The 19,013-nt window shown below is 69.5% G+C and carries 19 protein-coding genes; 15 read left to right on the top strand and 4 right to left on the bottom strand.

Annotated features, from left to right (window positions below):
- Window positions 1–22: 22 nt before the first annotated feature.
- From ACZ4AA_RS08655 to ACZ4AA_RS08670, 4 genes are all read right to left on the bottom strand, one after another.
- Window positions 23–445 carry a hypothetical protein gene (locus ACZ4AA_RS08655; protein WP_467597642.1) on the bottom strand — a complete coding sequence of 141 codons (423 nt, stop codon included), beginning with the start codon at window positions 443–445 and terminating at the stop codon, window positions 23–25.
- A 217-nt stretch (window positions 446–662) separates the two neighbouring features.
- Window positions 663–1,766, bottom strand: a complete 1,104-nt coding sequence (locus ACZ4AA_RS08660) for a CU044_5270 family protein (RefSeq protein WP_467597644.1) — start codon at window positions 1,764–1,766, stop codon at window positions 663–665.
- Window positions 1,763–2,380, bottom strand: a complete 618-nt coding sequence (locus ACZ4AA_RS08665; protein WP_467597647.1) for an RNA polymerase sigma factor — start codon at window positions 2,378–2,380, stop codon at window positions 1,763–1,765. Before ACZ4AA_RS08665 ends, ACZ4AA_RS08660 begins: the two co-directional genes overlap by 4 nt.
- Before the next feature lie 108 nt (window positions 2,381–2,488).
- Window positions 2,489–2,935, bottom strand: a complete 447-nt coding sequence (locus ACZ4AA_RS08670; protein ID WP_467597650.1) for an anthrone oxygenase family protein — start codon at window positions 2,933–2,935, stop codon at window positions 2,489–2,491.
- A gap of 91 nt (window positions 2,936–3,026) precedes the next feature.
- Between ACZ4AA_RS08670 and ACZ4AA_RS08675 the strand changes: the two genes are divergently transcribed.
- The 15 genes from ACZ4AA_RS08675 to ACZ4AA_RS08745 all read left to right on the top strand — a co-directional run bounded on the left by ACZ4AA_RS08675 (window position 3,027) and on the right by ACZ4AA_RS08745 (window position 18,987).
- Complete coding sequence (locus ACZ4AA_RS08675; RefSeq protein WP_467597653.1) at window positions 3,027–3,605, top strand: TetR/AcrR family transcriptional regulator; 579 nt, start codon at window positions 3,027–3,029, stop codon at window positions 3,603–3,605.
- A gap of 294 nt (window positions 3,606–3,899) precedes the next feature.
- Window positions 3,900–4,919 (top strand): sugar ABC transporter substrate-binding protein, encoded by a 1,020-nt coding sequence (locus ACZ4AA_RS08680; RefSeq protein ID WP_467597656.1) that lies wholly within the window; start codon window positions 3,900–3,902, stop codon window positions 4,917–4,919.
- Complete coding sequence (locus tag ACZ4AA_RS08685; protein WP_467597660.1) at window positions 4,919–5,995, top strand: ABC transporter permease; 1,077 nt, start codon at window positions 4,919–4,921, stop codon at window positions 5,993–5,995. Before ACZ4AA_RS08680 ends, ACZ4AA_RS08685 begins: the two co-directional genes overlap by 1 nt.
- 8 nt (window positions 5,996–6,003) lie before the next feature.
- The gene (locus tag ACZ4AA_RS08690; RefSeq protein WP_467597662.1) at window positions 6,004–6,999 is read left to right on the top strand and encodes an ATP-binding cassette domain-containing protein; all 996 of its coding nucleotides are present in this window, start codon (window positions 6,004–6,006) and stop codon (window positions 6,997–6,999) included.
- A gap of 155 nt (window positions 7,000–7,154) precedes the next feature.
- Window positions 7,155–7,727, top strand: a complete 573-nt coding sequence (locus ACZ4AA_RS08695; RefSeq protein ID WP_467597667.1) for a TetR/AcrR family transcriptional regulator — start codon at window positions 7,155–7,157, stop codon at window positions 7,725–7,727.
- Window positions 7,728–8,000: 273 nt separating this feature from the next.
- Window positions 8,001–9,179, top strand: a complete 1,179-nt coding sequence (locus ACZ4AA_RS08700; RefSeq protein ID WP_467597670.1) for an acyl-CoA dehydrogenase family protein — start codon at window positions 8,001–8,003, stop codon at window positions 9,177–9,179.
- Window positions 9,180–10,174: 995 nt separating this feature from the next.
- Window positions 10,175–10,465 carry an SAM-dependent methyltransferase gene (locus ACZ4AA_RS08705; RefSeq protein WP_467597673.1) on the top strand — a complete coding sequence of 97 codons (291 nt, stop codon included), beginning with the start codon at window positions 10,175–10,177 and terminating at the stop codon, window positions 10,463–10,465.
- A 247-nt stretch (window positions 10,466–10,712) separates the two neighbouring features.
- Window positions 10,713–10,862, top strand: coding sequence for a hypothetical protein (locus ACZ4AA_RS08710; protein ID WP_467597676.1), 150 nt, complete (start codon window positions 10,713–10,715; stop codon window positions 10,860–10,862).
- 494 nt (window positions 10,863–11,356) lie between these two features.
- Window positions 11,357–11,599: a phosphopantetheine-binding protein gene (locus ACZ4AA_RS08715; protein WP_467597680.1), complete on the top strand. Its 243-nt coding sequence runs from the start codon at window positions 11,357–11,359 to the stop codon at window positions 11,597–11,599.
- Window positions 11,600–12,014: 415 nt separating this feature from the next.
- The gene (locus ACZ4AA_RS08720; RefSeq protein ID WP_467597683.1) at window positions 12,015–13,310 is read left to right on the top strand and encodes an MFS transporter; all 1,296 of its coding nucleotides are present in this window, start codon (window positions 12,015–12,017) and stop codon (window positions 13,308–13,310) included.
- Window positions 13,307–14,167, top strand: coding sequence for an isocitrate lyase/phosphoenolpyruvate mutase family protein (locus ACZ4AA_RS08725; RefSeq protein ID WP_467597687.1), 861 nt, complete (start codon window positions 13,307–13,309; stop codon window positions 14,165–14,167). Before ACZ4AA_RS08720 ends, ACZ4AA_RS08725 begins: the two co-directional genes overlap by 4 nt.
- Before the next feature lie 61 nt (window positions 14,168–14,228).
- A complete protein-coding gene (locus ACZ4AA_RS08730; RefSeq protein WP_467597690.1) occupies window positions 14,229–15,047 on the top strand; it encodes a transketolase in 819 nt (272 codons plus the stop codon).
- Entirely contained in the window at window positions 15,040–15,963 is a 924-nt protein-coding gene (locus ACZ4AA_RS08735) for a transketolase family protein (protein ID WP_467597693.1), read from the top strand. The genes ACZ4AA_RS08730 and ACZ4AA_RS08735 overlap by 8 nt, the downstream gene beginning before the upstream one ends.
- Complete coding sequence (locus ACZ4AA_RS08740) at window positions 15,960–17,693, top strand: thiamine pyrophosphate-binding protein (protein WP_467597695.1); 1,734 nt, start codon at window positions 15,960–15,962, stop codon at window positions 17,691–17,693. Before ACZ4AA_RS08735 ends, ACZ4AA_RS08740 begins: the two co-directional genes overlap by 4 nt.
- Window positions 17,686–18,987, top strand: a complete 1,302-nt coding sequence (locus ACZ4AA_RS08745) for a condensation domain-containing protein (protein WP_467597698.1) — start codon at window positions 17,686–17,688, stop codon at window positions 18,985–18,987. The genes ACZ4AA_RS08740 and ACZ4AA_RS08745 overlap by 8 nt, the downstream gene beginning before the upstream one ends.
- Window positions 18,988–19,013 lie beyond the last annotated feature (26 nt).

Raw genomic sequence — 19,013 nt, forward strand, 5'->3', positions numbered from 1 at the left:
AGGGGAGCACCTCGACGCCTGGTCAGGCGCAGGCGAAGGCCTCCTCGGGGGCGTCGTCGAGGACGAATCCGTTGTCGAGCCGGACGCGGACCGTGACGCGGAGCTTACGACGCTGGTAGGCGAGCCAGTGCTCTTCCAAGCCCCCCACCTGCTGCTCCAGTTGTGTTCTGGTCGCCGACGGCATCTGGTGGCCGAAGTCGTCGAGAAGTGACTTGAGGCGCTGGTACTCACTGACCTCGTGGCTCTGCTGGCGGTCATGCTCGTCCACCCGCTCGACGGTTCCCTCGATACCGGCCGCCAGGGCCAGCGAGGCGGGGAAGGCACCGGTCTCCTCCGGGGGCTCCCCGGCCGGGGTCACCGACCCGGCCAACCGGAGCTCCGCCGCCAGCCGAACCCGTTGGCCCACGTTCAGCGTCATCGATCCTTCGTCCTCCTCGTCGGTCACGGGCGATCCGGTGCGCGGGGCGTCGCCAGGCGTACCGGAGGGGACACGATCATCCCACCGTCCCCTCCGGCCCCTGCACGTTCGAAGCCCGCGCCGATCCTCGCCTTCGCGGTCGTACGAGGGGAGGGCTGGCACCGGGGGCCGCGAACTCGGGCGGCGGAGGGCGAACTCGGCAGCGGGCGGAGCACCCGCGCGTCGCCCGCCCGCCGCCCGCTGCTCAGCCCTCGGCCCCGGCCTCCCGCTCACCGTGCCGGTCGACCACGGCGCGCCGCAACACGGCCGTACTGCCGGTCAGCGTGTCGGAGGTGATGCCCTTCTGCTTGTCGTGGGTGATGAAGCCACGCGCGCCGAGGAACGCGAGACTGCGCTTGTCGAAGATCCATTCGTCACGGGTGGCGGAGGAGGCGTCCTCACGGGTGATGGCGATCCCGCGTCGGCCCGCCACGTCGACGGCGTCCGGGATCTCCCTGACGCCGGGTATCCTTGCGGCCGCCTGGTACAGCGCGGCGGTGTTCTGAGGTGGCATGAGCGTCTGACTCAGCAGGTCGCCGATCAGGGAGAAGACGGCCTGCTCCCTCGACTCCCCTTCGGACACGCGGACTTCGCGGCGCAGCCGGGTGAGCAGGGCGTCGGGGTCCGTGGGGAGCGAGGACAGCCATGCGTACGTGGGGTGGTCGATCCCGGCCGGGACCGCGGCGGAGGACTCGATGGGAATCGTCTCACCGGGCATCACGGCGTCCTTGCCCGACTCACGCATCCAGCCGGTGGTCGTCAGAGGCTTCGGGTCCTGCGAGATCCACGTCTCCACCGTATGCGGGGCTCCGAGCTTGATGGGCCCTTCGAACGTTCCCTTGTTCGCCACGATCAGGCTCCTCACGTACACGAACTGATCATCCCTGACCGGCGTGACGTCACTGGCCATGGCGGCGACGGCGATCCGGTTCAGGGTGACGGAGGCGTTCTGGGCGTGGGCGCCACCGGTGGCAGCCCGGTCCGCCGGGGTGCGGCCCTCGCCGGGGCCGGTGAGGGTGACGGTGACGGCCAGCGCTCCGGCCAGCAGCGTCGAGGCGAGGGGTACGAGGACCGCCGGACGCGTCAGCCGGCGGCGCGGTGCCGGTGCCGAGACAGGGGTCGGGACCGAGGCCAGGGACTGGGCCGAGGCGGAGGTCGGGGCCGAGGCGGGGGCGTGGCCGAGGTCTTGGTCGATCTGCTGCATCAGGACGTCCTTGTAGTGGAGGTGCCGCTCCGGCGGGAGGTCCCATTCGGCCGGCGCGGACAACAGCTCCAGCGCTTCCTCGGTCCGTCGACCGTCGGCGTTCATCGGGTCCCCTCCTTCAGGAACAGGGCCGCGAACGCGGCCTCACTCTCCATCTCTCCACGGGCGCCGGGGGGTTCCGTCCTCGCGCCGTCCTGCTCGGAGCTGAGCCGGGCGAGCCGGGCCCGGGCGCGCGAGAGCCTCGACCGTACGGTGCCGACGGGAACACCGAGCGTCTGCGCGGCCTGCCGGTAGTCGAGCCCGGCCGACACGCACAGCGCGAACACCTCACGCTCCTGACGGCGGAGCCGGCCCAGCGCCTGATGGACCAGCGCGAGCCGGCGGGCGTCGTCGATCCGTCCCGCCGTCTCCTCCGCGAAGTCCTCCACGGGACGCGGCTGCGGGCTGCGGGCGAGGAAGGCGAGCCGCCGGCGCAGACCTCGGTTGGCGTTGCGTGCCTTGTGGGTGGCGATACCGAGGAGCCAGGGCCCCATCGATCCGCCGTCCGGCTCGACCCGTTCCCGGCCGCGCCAGGCGGCCAGGAACGTCTCGGACATGACCTCCTCGGCCTGTGACCAGTTGCCGGTCAGCCGAAGGGCGTGGTTGTAGACCGCCCGCGCGTACTGGTCGTAGAGCTCGGCGAACGCCGCCCGGTCCCCCGCCCGTATGCGCGCACGCATGGACTCCGCTGGTTCTATTTGACTCACACTCGGTACTCTCCGTGCCCCGCCCGCGGTTCCTGTGGCGCTCGTCACGCCCTCGACGCGGTGGACGTGTCCTCGGCAGGTTCAGGCGAGGGCGGCGGCCAGCAGGGCGAAGGCGGCGACGAGAACGGCGACGCGGACGTAGTGGTAGCGGTTCCAGCGGTCCAGCTGCTGCTTCCAGTCGGCGGGCCGGTTGTCGGGGGTCCAGGTCTTGTTCCGGTTGTTGATCGGGACGAGCAGCAGTATGGACATGACCACGCTGAGGATCAGCAGGCCGGCGGCGGTGACGACGAGTCGGGCGCCGTGATCGTGCCATCCGGCCACGGCCCAGATCGCGCTGAGGACGACCGAGCCCATGTACCAGAACGGCATCAGGGCCCCGAGCATCCGGCCGCCGTGTGCGTGGCCGAGCTGACCACTGTCCTCGGGAAGCGCGTCCAGGATCCGGTTCATGATGAAGGCGACGGAGAACTCCACCCCCACCATCACGCCGACGACCACGGTGGTGAAGACCTCGAGTGCGGTGAGCATGATGATCCCTCCCAGGATCTAGCGTTGCTAGATGATGAGGCAACGCTAGTCCTACCTCTGCTCGATTGTCTAGCGGTGCTAGGATGGTGTCATGTCGGTACAGGAACGCAAGGAGCGTGAGCGGGCGGGCCGCGAGCGTCTCATCGTGGCGACGGCCCGCGAACTCGCCGAGCAGCAGGGCTGGGACGCGGTCACGACGCGTCGGCTCGCCGAGCGCATCGAGTACAGCCAGCCCGTCCTCTACAGCCATTTCCGCGGCAAGCGCGAGATCATCGGCGCCGTCGCCCTCGAAGGCGCCGCCGAGATGGCCGCGGCGCTGCGGGCCGCGACCTCCACCGCGGCCGGCCCGCGCGCCCGGGTCACCGCCCTCGCCCGCGCCTACCTGGACTTCGCCGCGCGCAACCCGGCGGTCTACGACGCCATGTTCCAGCTGGACGGCGGCCTGGCGTTCGCGCGGGAGGACACCCCGGAGCCGTTGAAGGACGCTTTCGCCGCCCTGCTGGAGTGCCTCGGCGAGGTGGCCGGGGACGGCGTCCACCCGGGTCTGTTCACCGAGGTGTTCTGGGCGGCCCTGCACGGGGTGGCCACCCTGACCCGGGCGGGACGGCTTCCGCCGGAGTTCGCCGAGCAGCGGGTGCGGCTGATGGTGGACCGGCTCGCCGTACTCTGACGCCCCGTCCGGGCGGGCGGGGCCTCCCAGTCCGGCCGCCCAACCCGGCCGCCCGCCTGGCCGCGGTGGCCGCGCCGGCCGGCCTGACCGTCTGGCTGTCCGGCTGTCCGGCTGTCCGGCTGTCCGGCTGTCCGGCTGTCCGGCTACCTTGCAGCCTGACTGTCTGTCACATCAGTTGTATCTCAAGGGTGTTGCCCGCCGGTCAGGTTCCGTTCGCATGCGTGATGCGCCTGTTGCTGGGGATGTACAGGAGGAAACACACAGGCCCCGGTCGCACAGTGAGGTGCTGGACTGATGGATCGCATGCTCCGACCCCGTTCCCGGAAACTCGCCCCCCTCGCGGCCCTGGCCGCCGCGTCCTTACTCCTCGCCGCGGGCTGCTCCAGCGGCTCGGGCGGCAAGAAGGCCGAGGAGAGCGGGGCCGCCGGCACCGCGGGCAAGGCGGACACACCGCAGATGACGGTAGCCCTCGTCACCCACCAGGCGCCCGGAGACACGTTCTGGGACATCGTCCGCAAGGGCGCCGAGGCCGCGGCCGCCAAGGACAACATCAGGCTCGTCTACGCGCACGCCCCGAACGCCGGCGACCAGGCCAACCTGGTGCAGAACGCGATCGACCAGAAGGTCGACGGCATCGCGATCACCCTGGCCAAGCCGGACGCCATGAAGGACGTGGTGGGCAAGGCGACTTCGGCCGGCATACCCGTCGTGGGCCTCAACTCCGGTCTGAGCGACTGGAAGAGGCTGGGCCTGACGGAGTTCTTCGGCCAGGACGAGACCGTCGCGGGCGAGGCACTCGGAAAGAGACTGAACGCCGAGGGCGCCAAAAAGGCCGTCTGTGTGATCCAGGAGCAGGGAAACGTCGGCCTCACCCAGCGCTGCGACGGCGTGAAGAAGACGTTCGGCGGAACCACGGAGAACCTGTACGTCAACGGCACCGACATGCCGTCCGTGAAGTCCACCGTCACGGCCAAGCTCAAGCAGGACCCCGCGATCGACTACGTCGTCGCGCTCGGCGCCCCGTACGCGCTGGCCTCGGTGCAGTCGGTGAGTGACGCCGGAAGCAAGGCGAAGATCGCCACGTTCGATCTCAACAAGGATCTCACCGGCGCCATCGGCAAGGGCACCATCCAGTTCGCTGTCGATCAGCAGCCCTACCTCCAGGGCTACTTGGCGATCGACTCGCTCTGGCTCTACAAGAACAACGGCAACTACAGCGGCGGTGGCGAGCAGCCGGTGCTCACCGGTCCGGCGTTCGTGGACAAGAGCAACGTCGACACCGTCGCCGGGTTCGCCGCGAAGGGCACCCGGTGATGAGTACGGCCGGGCGGGCCGGGCCGACGGCGACCGTGCCGCCGGCTCCAGGCCCCCGGGCCACCGGCGGGCAGAGCGCGCGGCGTCCCCGGGCGCTGCGGCTGCTCGCCCGGCCCGAGGTCGGGGTGTTCCTCGGCGCCGCCGCCGTGTTCGTCTTCTTCCTGGTCGCGGCTCCGTCGGTGCGCTCCGGCGGCTCGATGGCCACCGTGCTCTACCAGTCCTCGACGATCGGCCTCATGGCCCTGCCCGTGGCCCTGCTGATGATCGGCGGCGAGTTCGACCTGTCCGCAGGCGTCGCGGTGATCAGTTCGGCGCTGACGGCGAGCATGCTCAGCTACCAGCTCACCGTGAACGTCTGGGCGGGAGTCGTGGTGGCGCTCGTCCTCTCGCTCGCGATCGGGGCGTTCAACGGCTGGATGATGGTCCGCACCGGGCTGCCGAGCTTTCTGGTGACGCTCGGGACCTTCCTGATCCTGCAAGGCGTGAACCTCGCGGTCACCAAGCTGGTCACCGACAACGTCGCCACCGACGACATCAGTGACATGGACGGTTTCGGCCAGGCGCGAAGGGTCTTCGCCTCGTCGTTCGCCGTCGGCGGCGTCCAGGTGAAGATCACGGTCGTGTGGTGGCTCGTCTTCGCGGCGCTCGCCACCTGGGTGCTGCTGCGTACCAAGTACGGCAACTGGGTCTTCGCGGTCGGCGGCGACCAGGAGAGCGCCCGCGCGGTCGGCGTGCCGGTGACCTTCACCAAGATCACGCTGTTCATGGCGGTCGGCTTCGGCGCATGGTTCGTCGGCATGCACGAGCTGTTCTCGTTCAACACCGTGCAGTCGGGCGAGGGGGTCGGCCAGGAGCTCATCTACATCGCCGCGGCGGTGATCGGCGGCTGTCTGCTCACCGGCGGCTACGGCTCCGCGATCGGCCCCGTCTTCGGCGCCTTCATGTTCGGCATGGTGAACCAGGGCATCGTCTACGCCGGCTGGAACCCCGACTGGTTCAAGGCCTTCCTCGGCGTGATGCTGCTCGGCGCCACGCTCGTCAATCTGTGGGTCCGCCGCACGGCGACCCGGAGGTGAACCGACCCATGACAGACGACGGATCCGGCACCACGGACGTACCCGCCCCGGGCACCCGGCCCGGGCACGAGGGCACCCCGCCCGGGCACGAGGGCGCCTCGCACCATCGCGACGGCCTCCCGCCGGGGCACGACCGCGTCCCGCCCGGGCACGACGACGCCGCGATCGTCGAGCTGCGCGGCGCGGGAAAGTCGTACGGCACCCTGCGCGCCCTGCACGACGTGTCGCTCGCCGTCCGTCCCGGCCGGGTGACCTGTGTCCTCGGCGACAACGGCGCCGGGAAGTCCACCCTCATCAAAATCATCTCCGGGCTGCACCGGCACAGCGAGGGCGAGTTCCTCGTGGACGGCACCGCGGTGCGTTTCAGCTCCCCGCGGGAGGCCCTGGCCAAGGGCATCGCGACCGTTTACCAGGACCTGGCGACGGTGCCGCTGATGCCGGTGTGGCGGAACTTCTTCCTCGGCTCCGAGCTGACCAAGGGCCCCTGGCCGGTACAGCGGCTCGACATCGCCCGGATGAGACGGACCGCCGACGACGAACTGCGCACCATGGGCATCGTCCTGGACGACCTCGACCGGCCGATCGGCACACTCTCCGGCGGGCAGCGCCAGTCCGTGGCCATCGCCCGCGCGGTGCACCTCGGCGCCCGGGTGCTCATCCTCGACGAGCCGACCGCCGCGCTGGGCGTCAAGCAGTCCGGTGTCGTCCTCCGGTACATCGCCGCGGCCCGCGACCGCGGTCTCGGCGTCGTCTTCATCACCCACAACCCCCACCACGCCTACATGGTCGGCGACCACTTCGCCGTTCTGCGGCTCGGCACCCTGGAACTCAGCGCCGATCGCGGCGAGGTCAGCTTGGAGGAACTAACCGACCAGATGGCGGGAGGCGTCGAACTCACAGCGCTCAAGCACGAGTTGGCGCAGGTGCGCGGGGTCGACGTGCAGAGGCTGCCGGAGGCGGAGGACCTCGCCGGCGGAGGGGCGGGGGCGGACCGGGAGGGATGAGCGGGCGCCGCGCCCGGCTCCTCCGGAGCGCCGGCACCGGGCGCCGCACCCGACCCGCCCGGAGCCGTCGGCCCAGGACAGGGGGCATTCGGCCCGGGATTCCGCCCCTGGAGGGGCGACGGTCACGGTGATGGAGGAACGGTTACGCTGAGATCATGCCGTCCACACGTCGTACCGCCCGCCAGACCGACCTGCTCCAGCGGCTGGTCGCGTTGCTGGTGGCGGAGGGCTTCGCGGCGTTCACCCTCGACGAGCTGACCGAGCGGCTGCACTGCTCGAAGACGACCCTGTACCAACTGGCCGGAAGCAAGCAGGAGTTGGTGCGGGAGGCGGTGAAGCACTACTTCCGCGAGGCCGCCCAGGCCGTCGAGAAGCAGGTGGCCGACACCTCCGCGCCCTCCGAGCGTGTGGTGGTCTACCTGAACGCGGTCGCCGGACAGCTGCGGCCGCTCTCCCGGCGGTTCCTCGACGACATGGCGCAGTTCGAGCCGGCCCGCGAGGTGTACGAGGCCAATACGCGCCTCGCCGCGGGGCGGATCCGGCAGTTGATCGCCGACGGCGTGGCCGCGGGGGCGTTCCGTGACGTCCACGCGGCGTTCGTGGGCGAGGTCGTGGCCGCGACCATGCAGGAGATCCAGCGCGGCGAGGTCGCCGCCCGCACGGGACTGAACGACGCCGAGGCCTACGCCGAGCTGGCGTCGCTCATTGTGCACGCCGTCTCCCCCTGATCACCGCCACCCCCGGCACACCCACCCCCCGGCCACGCGGCGTGGCGAGACACCCCCGCGTCCACCGCCGGGAGAACCCGCGCGTCAACCGCCGGGAAAGCCCGCACGTCCGCGCGCCCGGCCCGGCTCCTCACGTACAGGACCCGGCTTCCGGTGACCGACCGGCCGATCGGTAGCTTCCCGGCATGGCCTGGCGGTACCAAAAACGATACTGTTGTATCGCCTGGAGTATCAAAATCTCGTCCAGCGAACCGCCACCATCGAGGACCCGCCATGCCCGCGACCCGCACCCTCCCCACGCCGGAAGCCGTCGACCTGATCGCTCTGACCCGCGAGCTCGCCGAGAAGGAGCTCGCTCCGCGCGTCGCCGAGGCCGAGGCCGAGGGGCGCTTTCCCCGTGAGGTCTTCCGGACGCTCGGCCGGGCCGGGCTGCTGAGCCTGCCCTACCCCGAGGAGTTCGGCGGCGGCGACCAGCCCTACGAGGTGTACCTCCAGGCCCTGGAGGAGATCGCCGCCGTCTGGGCGAGCGTCGCGGTGGGCGTCTCGGTGCACGCGCTGTCCTGCTTCGCCCTCGCCTCGTTCGGCACCGAGGACCAGAAGAAGGAGTGGCTCCCGGACATGCTCGGCGGCGAGCTGCTCGGCGCCTACTGCCTGTCCGAGGCCCACGCGGGCTCCGACCCGGGCGCGATGCGCACCCGGGCGGTGCGGGACGGCGACGACTACGTCCTCAACGGCGCCAAGGCCTGGACCACGCACGGCGGGTACGCGGACTTCTACACGGTCATGGCCCGCACGTCGGACGAGGGCTCGCACGCCATCTCCTGCTTCCTCGTCCCGGCCGACACACCCGGTGTGGTGGCCGACCCCCCGGAGCAGAAGATGGGTCTGACCGGGTCCGCCACCGCCACCGTGCGCCTGGAGAACGTGCGCGTCCCCGCGAGCCGCCGGCTCGGCGAGGAGGGCGAGGGGCTGCGGATCGCCTTCGCCGGGCTGGACTGCGGACGGCTCGGCATCGCCGCGGTGGCCACGGGTCTGGCCCAGGGCGCGCTGGACCACGCGCTGCGCTACTCGCGGGAGCGGGAGACCTTCGGCCGGCCCATCATCGAGCACCAGGGCCTGGCCTTCGTCCTCGCCGACATGGCCGCGGCGGTGCAGGTCTCGCGGGCCACCACGCTCGCCGCGGCCCGGCTCAAGGACGAGGGGCTTCCGTTCCAGTCCGAGGCGTCGATCGCCAAGCTGATCTCCACCGACAACGCCATGAAGGTCACCACGGACGCGGTCCAGGTGCTGGGAGGCGCCGGCTACACCCGCGACTTCCCGGTCGAGCGCTACATGCGCGAGGCCAAGGTCATGCAGATCTTCGAGGGCACCAACCAGATCCAGCGCCTGATCATCGGCCGCGGCCTCAAGGAGAGCGACCGCGGCAGCCTCCGGGTGCGCACCGGGAAGTAGCAAGCGGAACGTCCGGGCACGTGATCATCGCCGCGCGAACGCCGAGCGGCGATGGCAGGAGTGGGTCATCGCCCGCAGGCGGGTCGATGCGGTGCCGGCTCCGGACTGCGGCAGCCACCGCCGACACGGAGGACGTCCCGGATCCGCGGGATGCGGGCGGGCCGTCGGCACCCCGGGATCCGGCGAAGCCGAAGTCGCAGGTGCCGGTGTGGCGTGAGGGGCCGGCCTGGTCGCGCGCGGCTGGCCGGCCGAGCGGCAGCCGGGACGGTTCACCCTCGCCCAGAGTGCCGCCCGAGCCGGGCGGCGGGTCATGAGCAGTAGATCATCGCCTCGGCGCTGGTGGTGCGGCGTTCGTCGTCGCGGGCCGGGCGGCGGGTCCCAGCAGCAGGCCGGGGGTATCGACCACGACGTGCCGCTTACGCCCGTCGATCAGCTCGCCGCCGTCGAGGCCACGACTGCCGGAGCCGACGACGGCGGAGCGATCCCATCGGGCCTGGCGACGCCGCGACGGGCGAATGCCCGGCGTTGGCGCGGGGGCGTCTCGCCATCGAAGTCCTCGATCGCGGGGAATGGGACGACTGCCCGGTGATAGACGCGTGGACCCTTGGCGCCCTCGCCGCATGAACGCATTTCCCCTACCTCGTCCGGTGCCCGCGTGAAGTGATGGTCGATGCGGCCGAAGCGCGGCACGTGCTGGGGCTTCGGGACGGGAGTTTGAACTCCCTTGGGTGGCCGCAGAGTTGATGTGGGAAACTACAGTCTGCCAGTGGTCGGCGAGTGAGTCGCGGGGCCTTGAGAGGAACGTCACATGCCGCAGCATGGCATTCAAGCCAACGAAATTGACACCCGTAGACCACGCCCGGCCCGCATATACGACTAACCGGTGGACCAAGAGACAGGAGACGCTCTCATTGCTGAAGTCCCTGAGGTGCGGCCTGGCGGGCGGGCCAACCGGGACTTCATGCACCGTGCCGTCGGGTACGTGGTGGGCAGTGGTGTGTCAGATCCTCGACATAGGCACGGGCCTTCCCGCATCGCCGAACGTGCAGGAGATAGCCGATCGGGTATCCTCCGGCAGCCGGGTGGCTTACGTCGACAATGGCGCGATCGTCAAAGCACCGGCGGATGCATTCCTCGCAATCGCTGACTTCGCCGAACACAACGAATCTCAGGCCGTGTACAACAACGCGAGCGCGACCCTGAACCTGCGCTCACACAGCAACATCGGGGAATTCTTCACGGGGTTCGAGCTCGTTGAGCCAGGCTTGGTTCAGGTTCCTCTTTGACGTCCTGAAGGACAGTCCCACCAAACCAGTGATATCGGCTTCTCCGGAGGCATCGCCCGCAAGTCCCCTGTTCCAGGTCCTTCCAACCAGTGATCACCGATGCGATGCGAAACCGGATCGAGCCACCCCCGGCCACCCGCCGGCCGTGCATCCGGTCAGGAACACGCCGCTCACGTCCGGGACCCACGAGTTCCGCCCGGGCCCACACCCCTGGGGTGCGTTCGAGCACGTCCGGCAGTCCGAGAACATGCTCCAGCTACAAGCGGGCCGGGAGGGCGACTTGACGCGGGCGCGCTGGGAGGGCTCCCGATTCCAGGGCCGGTACGTCGACTTCCAGGAGCCGACGCGCCGTACATCGGACGGGTTCGACACCCTGGACCAGGAATGGGACCGGTGAATCCCCGGCGACGGTTCGCCCTACCGACGGTAGGACGTCGACGAATTCGAGGAGCGGGTGCGCTCCGGCGGCTTCACCACGCACGAGGAGGCGTCCGTACGAGCGTCGGCCGCCGAGGTCGTCGCCCTCATGGAGCGAGGAGCGGGCCGACGGGAGGAGTGACACGCAGAGAAATGGCGCGCTGACAGACCGTCGTTTTGCCAACTCCATAGTCCGGGTCCGATTGCTTCGGGGACTGTCATGTGATTGGATCATGGCAGTCACATTAACTCGCCCTAACTTCGGTTGACCTGACCCGTCAACATGCGAGTGGAGATCAGTGAACAGCGGCCCGCAGCGGCCCACGGGGGATATCAAGGGGGAAGTCGCAAAGGCTTTGTGGGGCATTCCGTGCTGCCCACGTGATCAAATCCCGCCGGCAGTCCAAGCCGAAAGCACGTATGCCATCGACCTGGGTGCGCTCTTGCCCCGGCGGGGGATTCGAGAGGATCGACATGTTGAACGAGAGTATTGTCCAAACGCTTTCCCGCCTCTGGGAAGAAGCTCTCGGCGAGCCTGTCACCGATATTGACGCCGATTTCTTCGACCTCGGCGGTGATTCGCTCATGGCGCTGACGATCGCGACCCGAGCGATCGATGCGGGCCTTCCCATGCCGCGTTCCGGAGTTCTTCGTCGGAGCACCATCAGACAGCTCGCGGAAGCGGTGGAGAAGCCGGAGCTCTTCGAAAACGTCTGAACCGAGGAGTGGCCGCGCAGGGGTGGACTCGCGCCACTACGGGAACTGTGTGTCAGTGGTGAGCGCCGTCTGTCGCGGCAGGTGTCCCACTGTGCCGCGCATCATCGGGGTCGACGGTCGGCCGGACGGCCGCCGGGCGGAACTCGCCCACCGGGCGGCCGACTTGGACCTCACCACGCCGGCAGATGAGATCGCGCTGGAGCGCAATGCCCGCCGCAGCGGATCTGCTTCCTGCTCAGCACACTGAACCACAGCGGGCGTTGCACTCTCCGCCGCGTCAACGGCGCCGCGAGGTCAGGGTGTTGTCCGGAGTCACCCCCTATCGTCCGTCGGTCCGTCCCGGAGCCACCGTCCGCCATGGAACTCCTCGCGGGCAGCTGATCCGAAACCCTCCCGCTGTGAACAGGGATCCCCCATGCCCAGAAACCCCCTGCCCACCACACTCGCCTTACCCCTCGACCTTCTGCGCGACCTGGTCCCCGAGCCCGGCGCGGCCCGCCCGATGGCCGCCCTGACGTTCGCTCAGTCGCTCGGCACAGGTCTCTTCCTCACCTCCAGCGTGATCTTCTTCACCCGGACCGCGGGATTCTCCGCCGACCAACTGGCATTCGCCATGTCGATCGCGGGCATCTGCGGCTTCCTCTGCTCGATGCCGGCCGGCCGGATCGCCGATCGGTTCGGGGCACGCGTTCCGCTGGCCATCAGCTACGCGTTGCTCGGCCCCCTGTTCTTCGCCTACCCCTTCGTCGACAACGTTGCCCAGTTCACCGTGGTCGCGGCCCTGATCGGCGTCTGTGAGACAGGGGCAGGAGGCCCGCTGCGCGGCGCCCTGATGCACGCCCTGTTCGGCAAGGTCAAGGCCTTGGTGGTGCGCGCCCAGATGCGCAGCCTCTTCAATCTCGGCTTCACCGGCGGGGCGGCCCTGGCGGGTCTGGCGCTGGCCGACGGCAGCCGATCCGCCTTCATCGCGATCACCACGGCGAACGCGATACTGCAGCTGAGCTGCGCCGTCATCGCCTTCCGGCTCCGGCCGCCGGCCGGGACGAAGCCCGTTCCGACGGCGCCCGCCAAACGGTCCTGGGCCGCGATCAGGGATCGGCGCTTTCTGCTCGCGACCGGGCTCAGCGGTCTGCTGGAGTTCTATCTGCCGGTCCTGACGGTGGGCATGCCGTTGTGGATCGTCCACCGGACCGGCGCCCCCAGAGCCCTGACGGCTGTTCTGATCGCACTGAACACGATCATGGTGGTGCTCTTCCAGCGCGTCGCGAGCAGGGGCTCGGAAACCGTGCACGGCTCCGGTCGCCTGCTCGTACGGGCAGGAGTGCTGCTGGCGGTCGCCTGCACGCTGTTCGCGCTGTCCGGGGGCGGAGGAGCGGTCTGGGCCACGGTGTTCCTGGTGCCCTCGCTGATCGCGCTCACCCTGGGCGAGCTGGCCCAGGCATCGGGCAGTTGGGGACTGGCCTTCGCCCTGCCGCCCCCCGACCGCATGGGCGAGTACCAAGGCGTCTTCGCTCTCGCGCGGGGCTTGCAGCAGTTCCTGGGCCCCGCTCTCGTCACCGTGCTCACGATGAGTCTCGGCGCCACCGGCTGGCTGATCCTGGCCGCGCTGTTCCTCGTCACCGGCCTTGCCGCCGGGTGGGCCTTCACCCGAAACACCCCATCGGACCCGGCGGCATCCATCGATGTCGCCGCACCAGAGGAGACTTTATGATCCGCAACAGCTACCCCTCGTTCCGGCAGGTACTGGCCGACAACCCCCTCACCAAGATCGCCGGCGCGCACTCCTCGCTGGGCGGCCGTATCGCCGAGCAGAGCGGCTTCCAGGCCGTGTGGGCGTCGAGCTTCGAGATCTCCGCGGCGCGCTGCCTCCCCGACGCCAGCCTCCTGAGCATGACGGACTATCTGGAAGCGGCCGCCAACATACAGAAGGCGCTCTCCGTGCCGGTCGTCGCCGACTGCGACACCGGGTTCGGCAACAGCATGAACGTCGCCTACATGGTGGCCGAGTACGAGAGCGCCGGCATCACCGCCGTGAGCATCGAAGACAAGATCTTCCCGAAGATGAACAGCTTCGCTGCCGCCGACCACACTCTGCTGGATGTGAGCGCCTTCGCCCACAAGATCGAGACGGCGAAGAATGCCCAGCGGACCGACGACTTCTTCGTCATCGCCCGCACGGAGGCCATGATCAGCGGCCTCGGTGTCGACGAGGCCCTCAAGCGGTGTACCGCCTACGCCGACGCCGGTGCGGACGCGGTGCTCGTCCACTCGAAGCAGAAGACCAAGGACCAGGTCCTCGAATTCCTCGGTCTCTGGGAGGACCGGCTGCCCGTCGTCGTGGTGCCCACCACCTACCCCGACTGGCATGCGGACGACGCCCGAGCCGCGGGTGTCTCGGCCGTCATCTACGCGAACCAGGGGCTGCGCGCCACGATCACCTCGCTGCGCTCCACCTTCCAGTCGATCTACGAGACCGGCCACACCGCTCACCTGGAGGACAACATCTCCGGGGTCAAGGACGTCTTCGACCTCCAGCAGCTCGACGAGTGGCAGCAGCTCGGCGCCTGACAGCCGTATTTCCCCCACAGTCTGACGATCCATCAGGCAGTAACCAGAAAGGGACATAGTGTTGTTGCAAGACGTGGCGCTGGTGCGCTCTCAGGCGGCGCGGGCCCGAGCGCTCGCGCTGACCACCGTCAGCCAGGCCGGCATCGGCCATATCGGCGCGGATCTGTCCGCCATGGATATCCTGTGCGCCCTCTACTTCGGCGTGCTTCGCGGCGGACCCGACGACGCGGACCGGGACCGGTTCATCCTCAGCAAGGCGCACGCGTCCGCGGCCATGTACAGCGTGCTTGCGCTGAAGGGGCTGCTCCCGGAAGAGGAGCTGGCGACCTTCGGCGGCGCGAACTCGCGCCTGAGCACCGTGGTTTCGACCCGAGTACCCGGCATCGAGTTCAACACCGGCTCGCTCGGCCACGGCCTCTCCCTCGGCGTCGGCTCCGCGCTCGGCGCCCGCATCCAGGGCTCCACCCGGCGGACCTTCGTCCTGACCGGCGACGGCGAGCTCCAGGAAGGCAGCAACTGGGAAGCCGCCATGCTCGCGGCCTCCCGCAACCTCGACAGCCTCGTCGCGGTCGTCGACCGCAACCTCGCCCAGAAGGGCGCCAGCACCGAGGACATCAACGCCCTGGAGCCGCTCGACGACAAGTGGCGCTCCTTCGGCTGGGAGGTACGCACCGTCGACGGACACGACATCCACGCCCTGCTCGACGTGTTCCGCTCCGCGCCGCTCACCGCCGGCAAACCGACCTGCGTCATCGCCTCCACCACCAAGGGCAAGGGCGTGTCCTTCATGGAACGCAACCTCGAATGGCACAGCCGCCGGATCACGCCGGAACTTCTACAGCAAGCGCTCCAGGAGCTTGAGGAGGCCCCCAATGACTGACTGCGCCGCCGCGTTTTCTGCCGCCCTGCTTGAGCTGGCACACAAGGACGAGCGGATCTGCGTCGTCAACAACGACTCCGCCGAGACCCACTCCGCACTCGGCTTCCAGGCCGAATTCCCCGACCGCTTCATCGACGTCGGCATCGCCGAACAGAACCTGGTCGGCGTCTCGATCGGCCTGGCCAACAGCGGCCTACGCCCCTTCGTCTACTCCGCCTCCTGCTTCATGGCCTCACGAGCCCTCGAACAGATCAAGAACGCCGCCTACACCAACTCCAACGTCATCTTCTGCGGCTTCGTCAGCGGACTCGCCTACGGCGCGCTCGGCGGCACCCACCACGCCGTCGAAGACCTGGCATGGATGCGCGCCATCCCCCGCATGAAAGTCCTCGCACCGGCAACCCCCCGCGACACCGTCGCCGCACTCCACGAAGCCCTCACCCACGACGGCCCGGTCTACATCCGGATCGTCAGCAAACTCCACACCCCCGAACTGTTCCCACCCGACCACACCTTCAGCTACGGCGGATCAGCCCAGCTGCGCGACGGCACCGACGTCACCCTGATCGGCAGTGGCCTGCTCACCACCCGACTCGTCGAGGCCGCCCGCCTCCTCTCCGAGGACGGCGTCAACGCCCGCGTCCTGCACCTGGGCTCCATCGAGCCGATCGACGCCGAGGCCATCGCCACAGCGGCCCGCGAGACAGGCCGACTCGTGGTAGCCGAGGACCACGTCGTCAACGGCGGCCTCGGCGGCGCAGTCGCCGAAGTCGTCGTACGCACAACCCCCGTACCCGTCCTACAGATCGGCATACCGCAGGTCTTCGCCCCCATCGGCCCCGCCGAATTCCTCTACGAACACTTCGGACTGACGGCACAGGCACTGGCACAACGGGTACAGAAGTGGTTGCGATGACCATGCGCGTGGCCGACTACGTGGCCTCCTACCTGCATTCGCTGGGTGTCCGCACCTGCTACAGCCTCTCCGGCACCGGCTCCATCCATCTCGACCACGCCTTCGCCCAGCAGCCCGACCTGCTCTGCGTCTGCGCCCGGCACGAGACCGCAGCCGCCCTGATGGCCACCGGCGCGGCCAAACTCACCGGCAACCTCGCAGTCGCCCTGGTCACCAGCGGCCCCGGCGCGGTCAACGCACTCGCCGGACTGGTCGACGCCTATGCCGACGGCGTACCCGTCCTGGTCATCTCCGGCCAGGTCGAAACCCGCCACATCGACGACGACGCCCGATCTTTCGGCGTCCAGGGATTCGCCGTCGTCAACAGCGCCCGCAGCATGACCAAATACGCCGCAGTGGTCGAACAACCCTCCGACATCCGGGCCCACCTGGACCGGGCGGTCCGCGAAGCGCTCTCGGGCCGGCCTGGCCCGGTCTGGCTGGACATCCCGCTCGACGTGCAAGCGGCCGAGATCGACCCGGCGGCCCTGCACGAAGCACCGTCCGCCGCAGACGAGCCGAGGGGTGCGGGTGCGCGGCAGGCCGCCCGACAGATCATGGCCATGCTGCGCTCCGCCGAACGGCCGCTGGTCATCGCGGGCCAGGGGATCCGGCAGGGCGCGGCCGAGGAGCAGTTCCGGACGCTGATCGAGCGGCTGCGGCTGCCGGTGGTCGCCTCCCGGCTGGGCAATGACCTGCTGCCGTACGACTCGCCGCTGTGGTTCGGCCAGGGCGGCATCCGAGGGCGGCTCTACCCGAACCTGATCATGGCTCAGGCGGATCTGGTCCTCACCCTGGGGTCCAGCCTGTCGACCGCGTTCGTCGGCGAGGACGCCGACAGCTTCAACCCCGACGCGACGGTCGTCGCGGTGGACATCGACCCGTCCCAGTTGAAGAAGAAGGGTGTGCGCATCGACTTCCCGGTGTGCATGGACGTACGCGACCTGCTCGACGCGCTGCTCATCGAGTCGGCGGAGTCGACCGAGCCCGCCGCGAGCGAACGCTGGCTGGCCACCTGCGCCGAGCTGAAGGAGGCGCACCCCACGATCGCCGGCGGCGAGCTGCGGGAACCCCTCAACTCGTACCGCTTCGTCGAGCGGCTGGACGCGCACACCGGCCCCCGCCATGTCTTCGTGGTCGACACCGGAAGCGCCTACTACGTGACCGGCCAGACCCTGGAGTTCTCCGCCTCGCAGCGGGAGATCACCTCTGCGGCGTTCCTCAACATGGGCGCCGCGGTACCCATGGCGGTAGGTGCGGCGTTCAGCAGGCCCGACTGCCAGGTACTGGTGCTCGTGGGCGACGGAGCGATCGAGCTCAACATCCAGGAGCTGGCGACCATCAGTCAGTACTCCCTGGACGTCAAGGTGTTCGTACTGAACAACGGAGGCTACGCCTCGATCCGGGAATCGCAGGAAGCCCTGTGCGAGGGCCCCGCCCTGGAAGAGCCGGAGGCGCTGAACTTCCGCGATGTGGCGAAGGCGTTCGGCCTGCCGTACCGCAAGCTGGAGCGCGCCGCCACGCTCGACGCCGACCTCGCCGGGCTGTTGGCGCACCGGGGCCCCGAGCTCGTCGAGGTGATGTGCGACCCGGAGCAGCTGCTGCTGCGCCCGCTGCGGGCCGACGGCGGCGTACGAGCCCATGACGGCGCCTCCCTCGTGCGATCGGTGGGGGAGCTCCACCATGCGTGAGTCGATGCCGGTCTCCTGGAACCAGCGGCACCGCCTGGGCCAGACCCTGGAGGACGCCGAGGGCGGGGTCTTCAACCCCCACCACGCCACCCTCCCGCTGGCGTTCACCGGGCCTCTGGACCTGGCCGCCATGAATCGGGCCTGGCACGCCCTTCAGCGACGCCACCCGGTGCTGCTCAGCGGGTTCGACCTGGACGCCATGGTGTGGCACATCGGGCTGGCCGATCCGGTGGACCTCCAGCAGTTGCCCACCGCCGGGACCGAGGACGCCGATGTGGCGGCTCTGCGGTCGGCCTGCGCGGACCCCTTCGACCTGGAGCGGGGCCCGATGGCCCGGCTGCTGGTGACGATCCGCCCCGGCGAGGAGACGTACTTCGCCCTCGTCGCCGAACACCTGGTCAGCGACGGGTGGTCGCTCAACGTCCTGATGCGCGACTTGTCGGCGCTCTACGCCGCCGAGCGCGACGGCTCGGAGCTCGAACTGCCGCCCGTGCAGATGACCTTCCCCGACTTCGTCCGGCGGCAGAACCGGATGATGGACTCCCCTGAGGGGAAGCAGGCCCTGGAACGGCTGGCAGCGGGGCTGAGCGCAGTCGGGGCGATCCCGGCGATGCCGATCTCCGGTTTCAGCGGGCACTCGCCCGTCCGCTACGAGGCGAAGGACGGTTTCAGCCGCCGGCTGCCGCTCGACGTCTGCCAGAGCCTGGGCACGGTGGCCAGGCCGCTGCGGATGACCGCCCTGAACCTCATGCACGCCGCGCTGCACCGCTCGCTGTTCACCCTTTCCGGCAGCGAGTCGGTGGCCACCACGCTCTCGACCGCCAACCGGGAGCTGCCCGAACTACACCAGACCACGGGCTGGCTGGCGAGCAAGGCCGTCCTCATCAGCGAGCCGGGGAGCCGGCCCGAAACGGAGGACTATCTGCGGCACTTCCGCCAGCGGATGTTCGCCACCCTGGACGACGGCCATGTGCCCTGGCCCGCGTTGATCGACCGGATGGACCCGGACGCCGTGGGACGGCAGTCCCGCGTCCCGTACGTCACCTTCAACGCCCGCCCCCTCGGCATGCGCAAGACGGTGGGCACCGTCGGGATGCCCGGCGTGCGGACCCGGCCGCTGCCGATCTCCGTGGGCTGGCACGACGCCTCGATCGCCACCTTCTGGGACGAGGACGAGGACGGCGTGACGGCGACCGTCAACTTCAAGACCGACTGGTATGCGCGAGGAGACGTCGAGGCCCTGTGGGACGGCGTCGACGCCCTGCTGCGCACCTGGGCCACCCAGCGCCGCTGACGGCGCGTTCCCTGTTCTGTAGAGAG

This window comes from Streptomyces sp. NPDC024698 (assembly GCF_055559015.1).

Bases quoted from the DNA above. Each gene is read 5' to 3' on its own strand.
- ACZ4AA_RS08700 (WP_467597670.1), top strand. From the start codon at position 8,001: ATGCCCGCGACCCGCACCCTCCCCACGCCGGAAGCCGTCGACCTGATC.
- ACZ4AA_RS08660 (WP_467597644.1), bottom strand. From the start codon at position 1,766: ATGAACGCCGACGGTCGACGGACCGAGGAAGCGCTGGAGCTGTTGTCC.
- ACZ4AA_RS08745 (WP_467597698.1), top strand. From the start codon at position 17,686: ATGCGTGAGTCGATGCCGGTCTCCTGGAACCAGCGGCACCGCCTGGGC.
- ACZ4AA_RS08665 (WP_467597647.1), bottom strand. From the start codon at position 2,380: ATGCGTGCGCGCATACGGGCGGGGGACCGGGCGGCGTTCGCCGAGCTC.
- ACZ4AA_RS08735 (WP_467597693.1), top strand. From the start codon at position 15,040: ATGACTGACTGCGCCGCCGCGTTTTCTGCCGCCCTGCTTGAGCTGGCA.
- ACZ4AA_RS08690 (WP_467597662.1), top strand. From the start codon at position 6,004: ATGACAGACGACGGATCCGGCACCACGGACGTACCCGCCCCGGGCACC.
- ACZ4AA_RS08720 (WP_467597683.1), top strand. From the start codon at position 12,015: ATGCCCAGAAACCCCCTGCCCACCACACTCGCCTTACCCCTCGACCTT.
- ACZ4AA_RS08710 (WP_467597676.1), top strand. From the start codon at position 10,713: ATGCTCCAGCTACAAGCGGGCCGGGAGGGCGACTTGACGCGGGCGCGC.
- ACZ4AA_RS08680 (WP_467597656.1), top strand. From the start codon at position 3,900: ATGGATCGCATGCTCCGACCCCGTTCCCGGAAACTCGCCCCCCTCGCG.
- ACZ4AA_RS08715 (WP_467597680.1), top strand. From the start codon at position 11,357: ATGTTGAACGAGAGTATTGTCCAAACGCTTTCCCGCCTCTGGGAAGAA.
- ACZ4AA_RS08725 (WP_467597687.1), top strand. From the start codon at position 13,307: ATGATCCGCAACAGCTACCCCTCGTTCCGGCAGGTACTGGCCGACAAC.
- ACZ4AA_RS08685 (WP_467597660.1), top strand. From the start codon at position 4,919: ATGAGTACGGCCGGGCGGGCCGGGCCGACGGCGACCGTGCCGCCGGCT.
- ACZ4AA_RS08675 (WP_467597653.1), top strand. From the start codon at position 3,027: ATGTCGGTACAGGAACGCAAGGAGCGTGAGCGGGCGGGCCGCGAGCGT.
- ACZ4AA_RS08695 (WP_467597667.1), top strand. From the start codon at position 7,155: ATGCCGTCCACACGTCGTACCGCCCGCCAGACCGACCTGCTCCAGCGG.
- ACZ4AA_RS08670 (WP_467597650.1), bottom strand. From the start codon at position 2,935: ATGCTCACCGCACTCGAGGTCTTCACCACCGTGGTCGTCGGCGTGATG.
- ACZ4AA_RS08740 (WP_467597695.1), top strand. From the start codon at position 15,960: ATGACCATGCGCGTGGCCGACTACGTGGCCTCCTACCTGCATTCGCTG.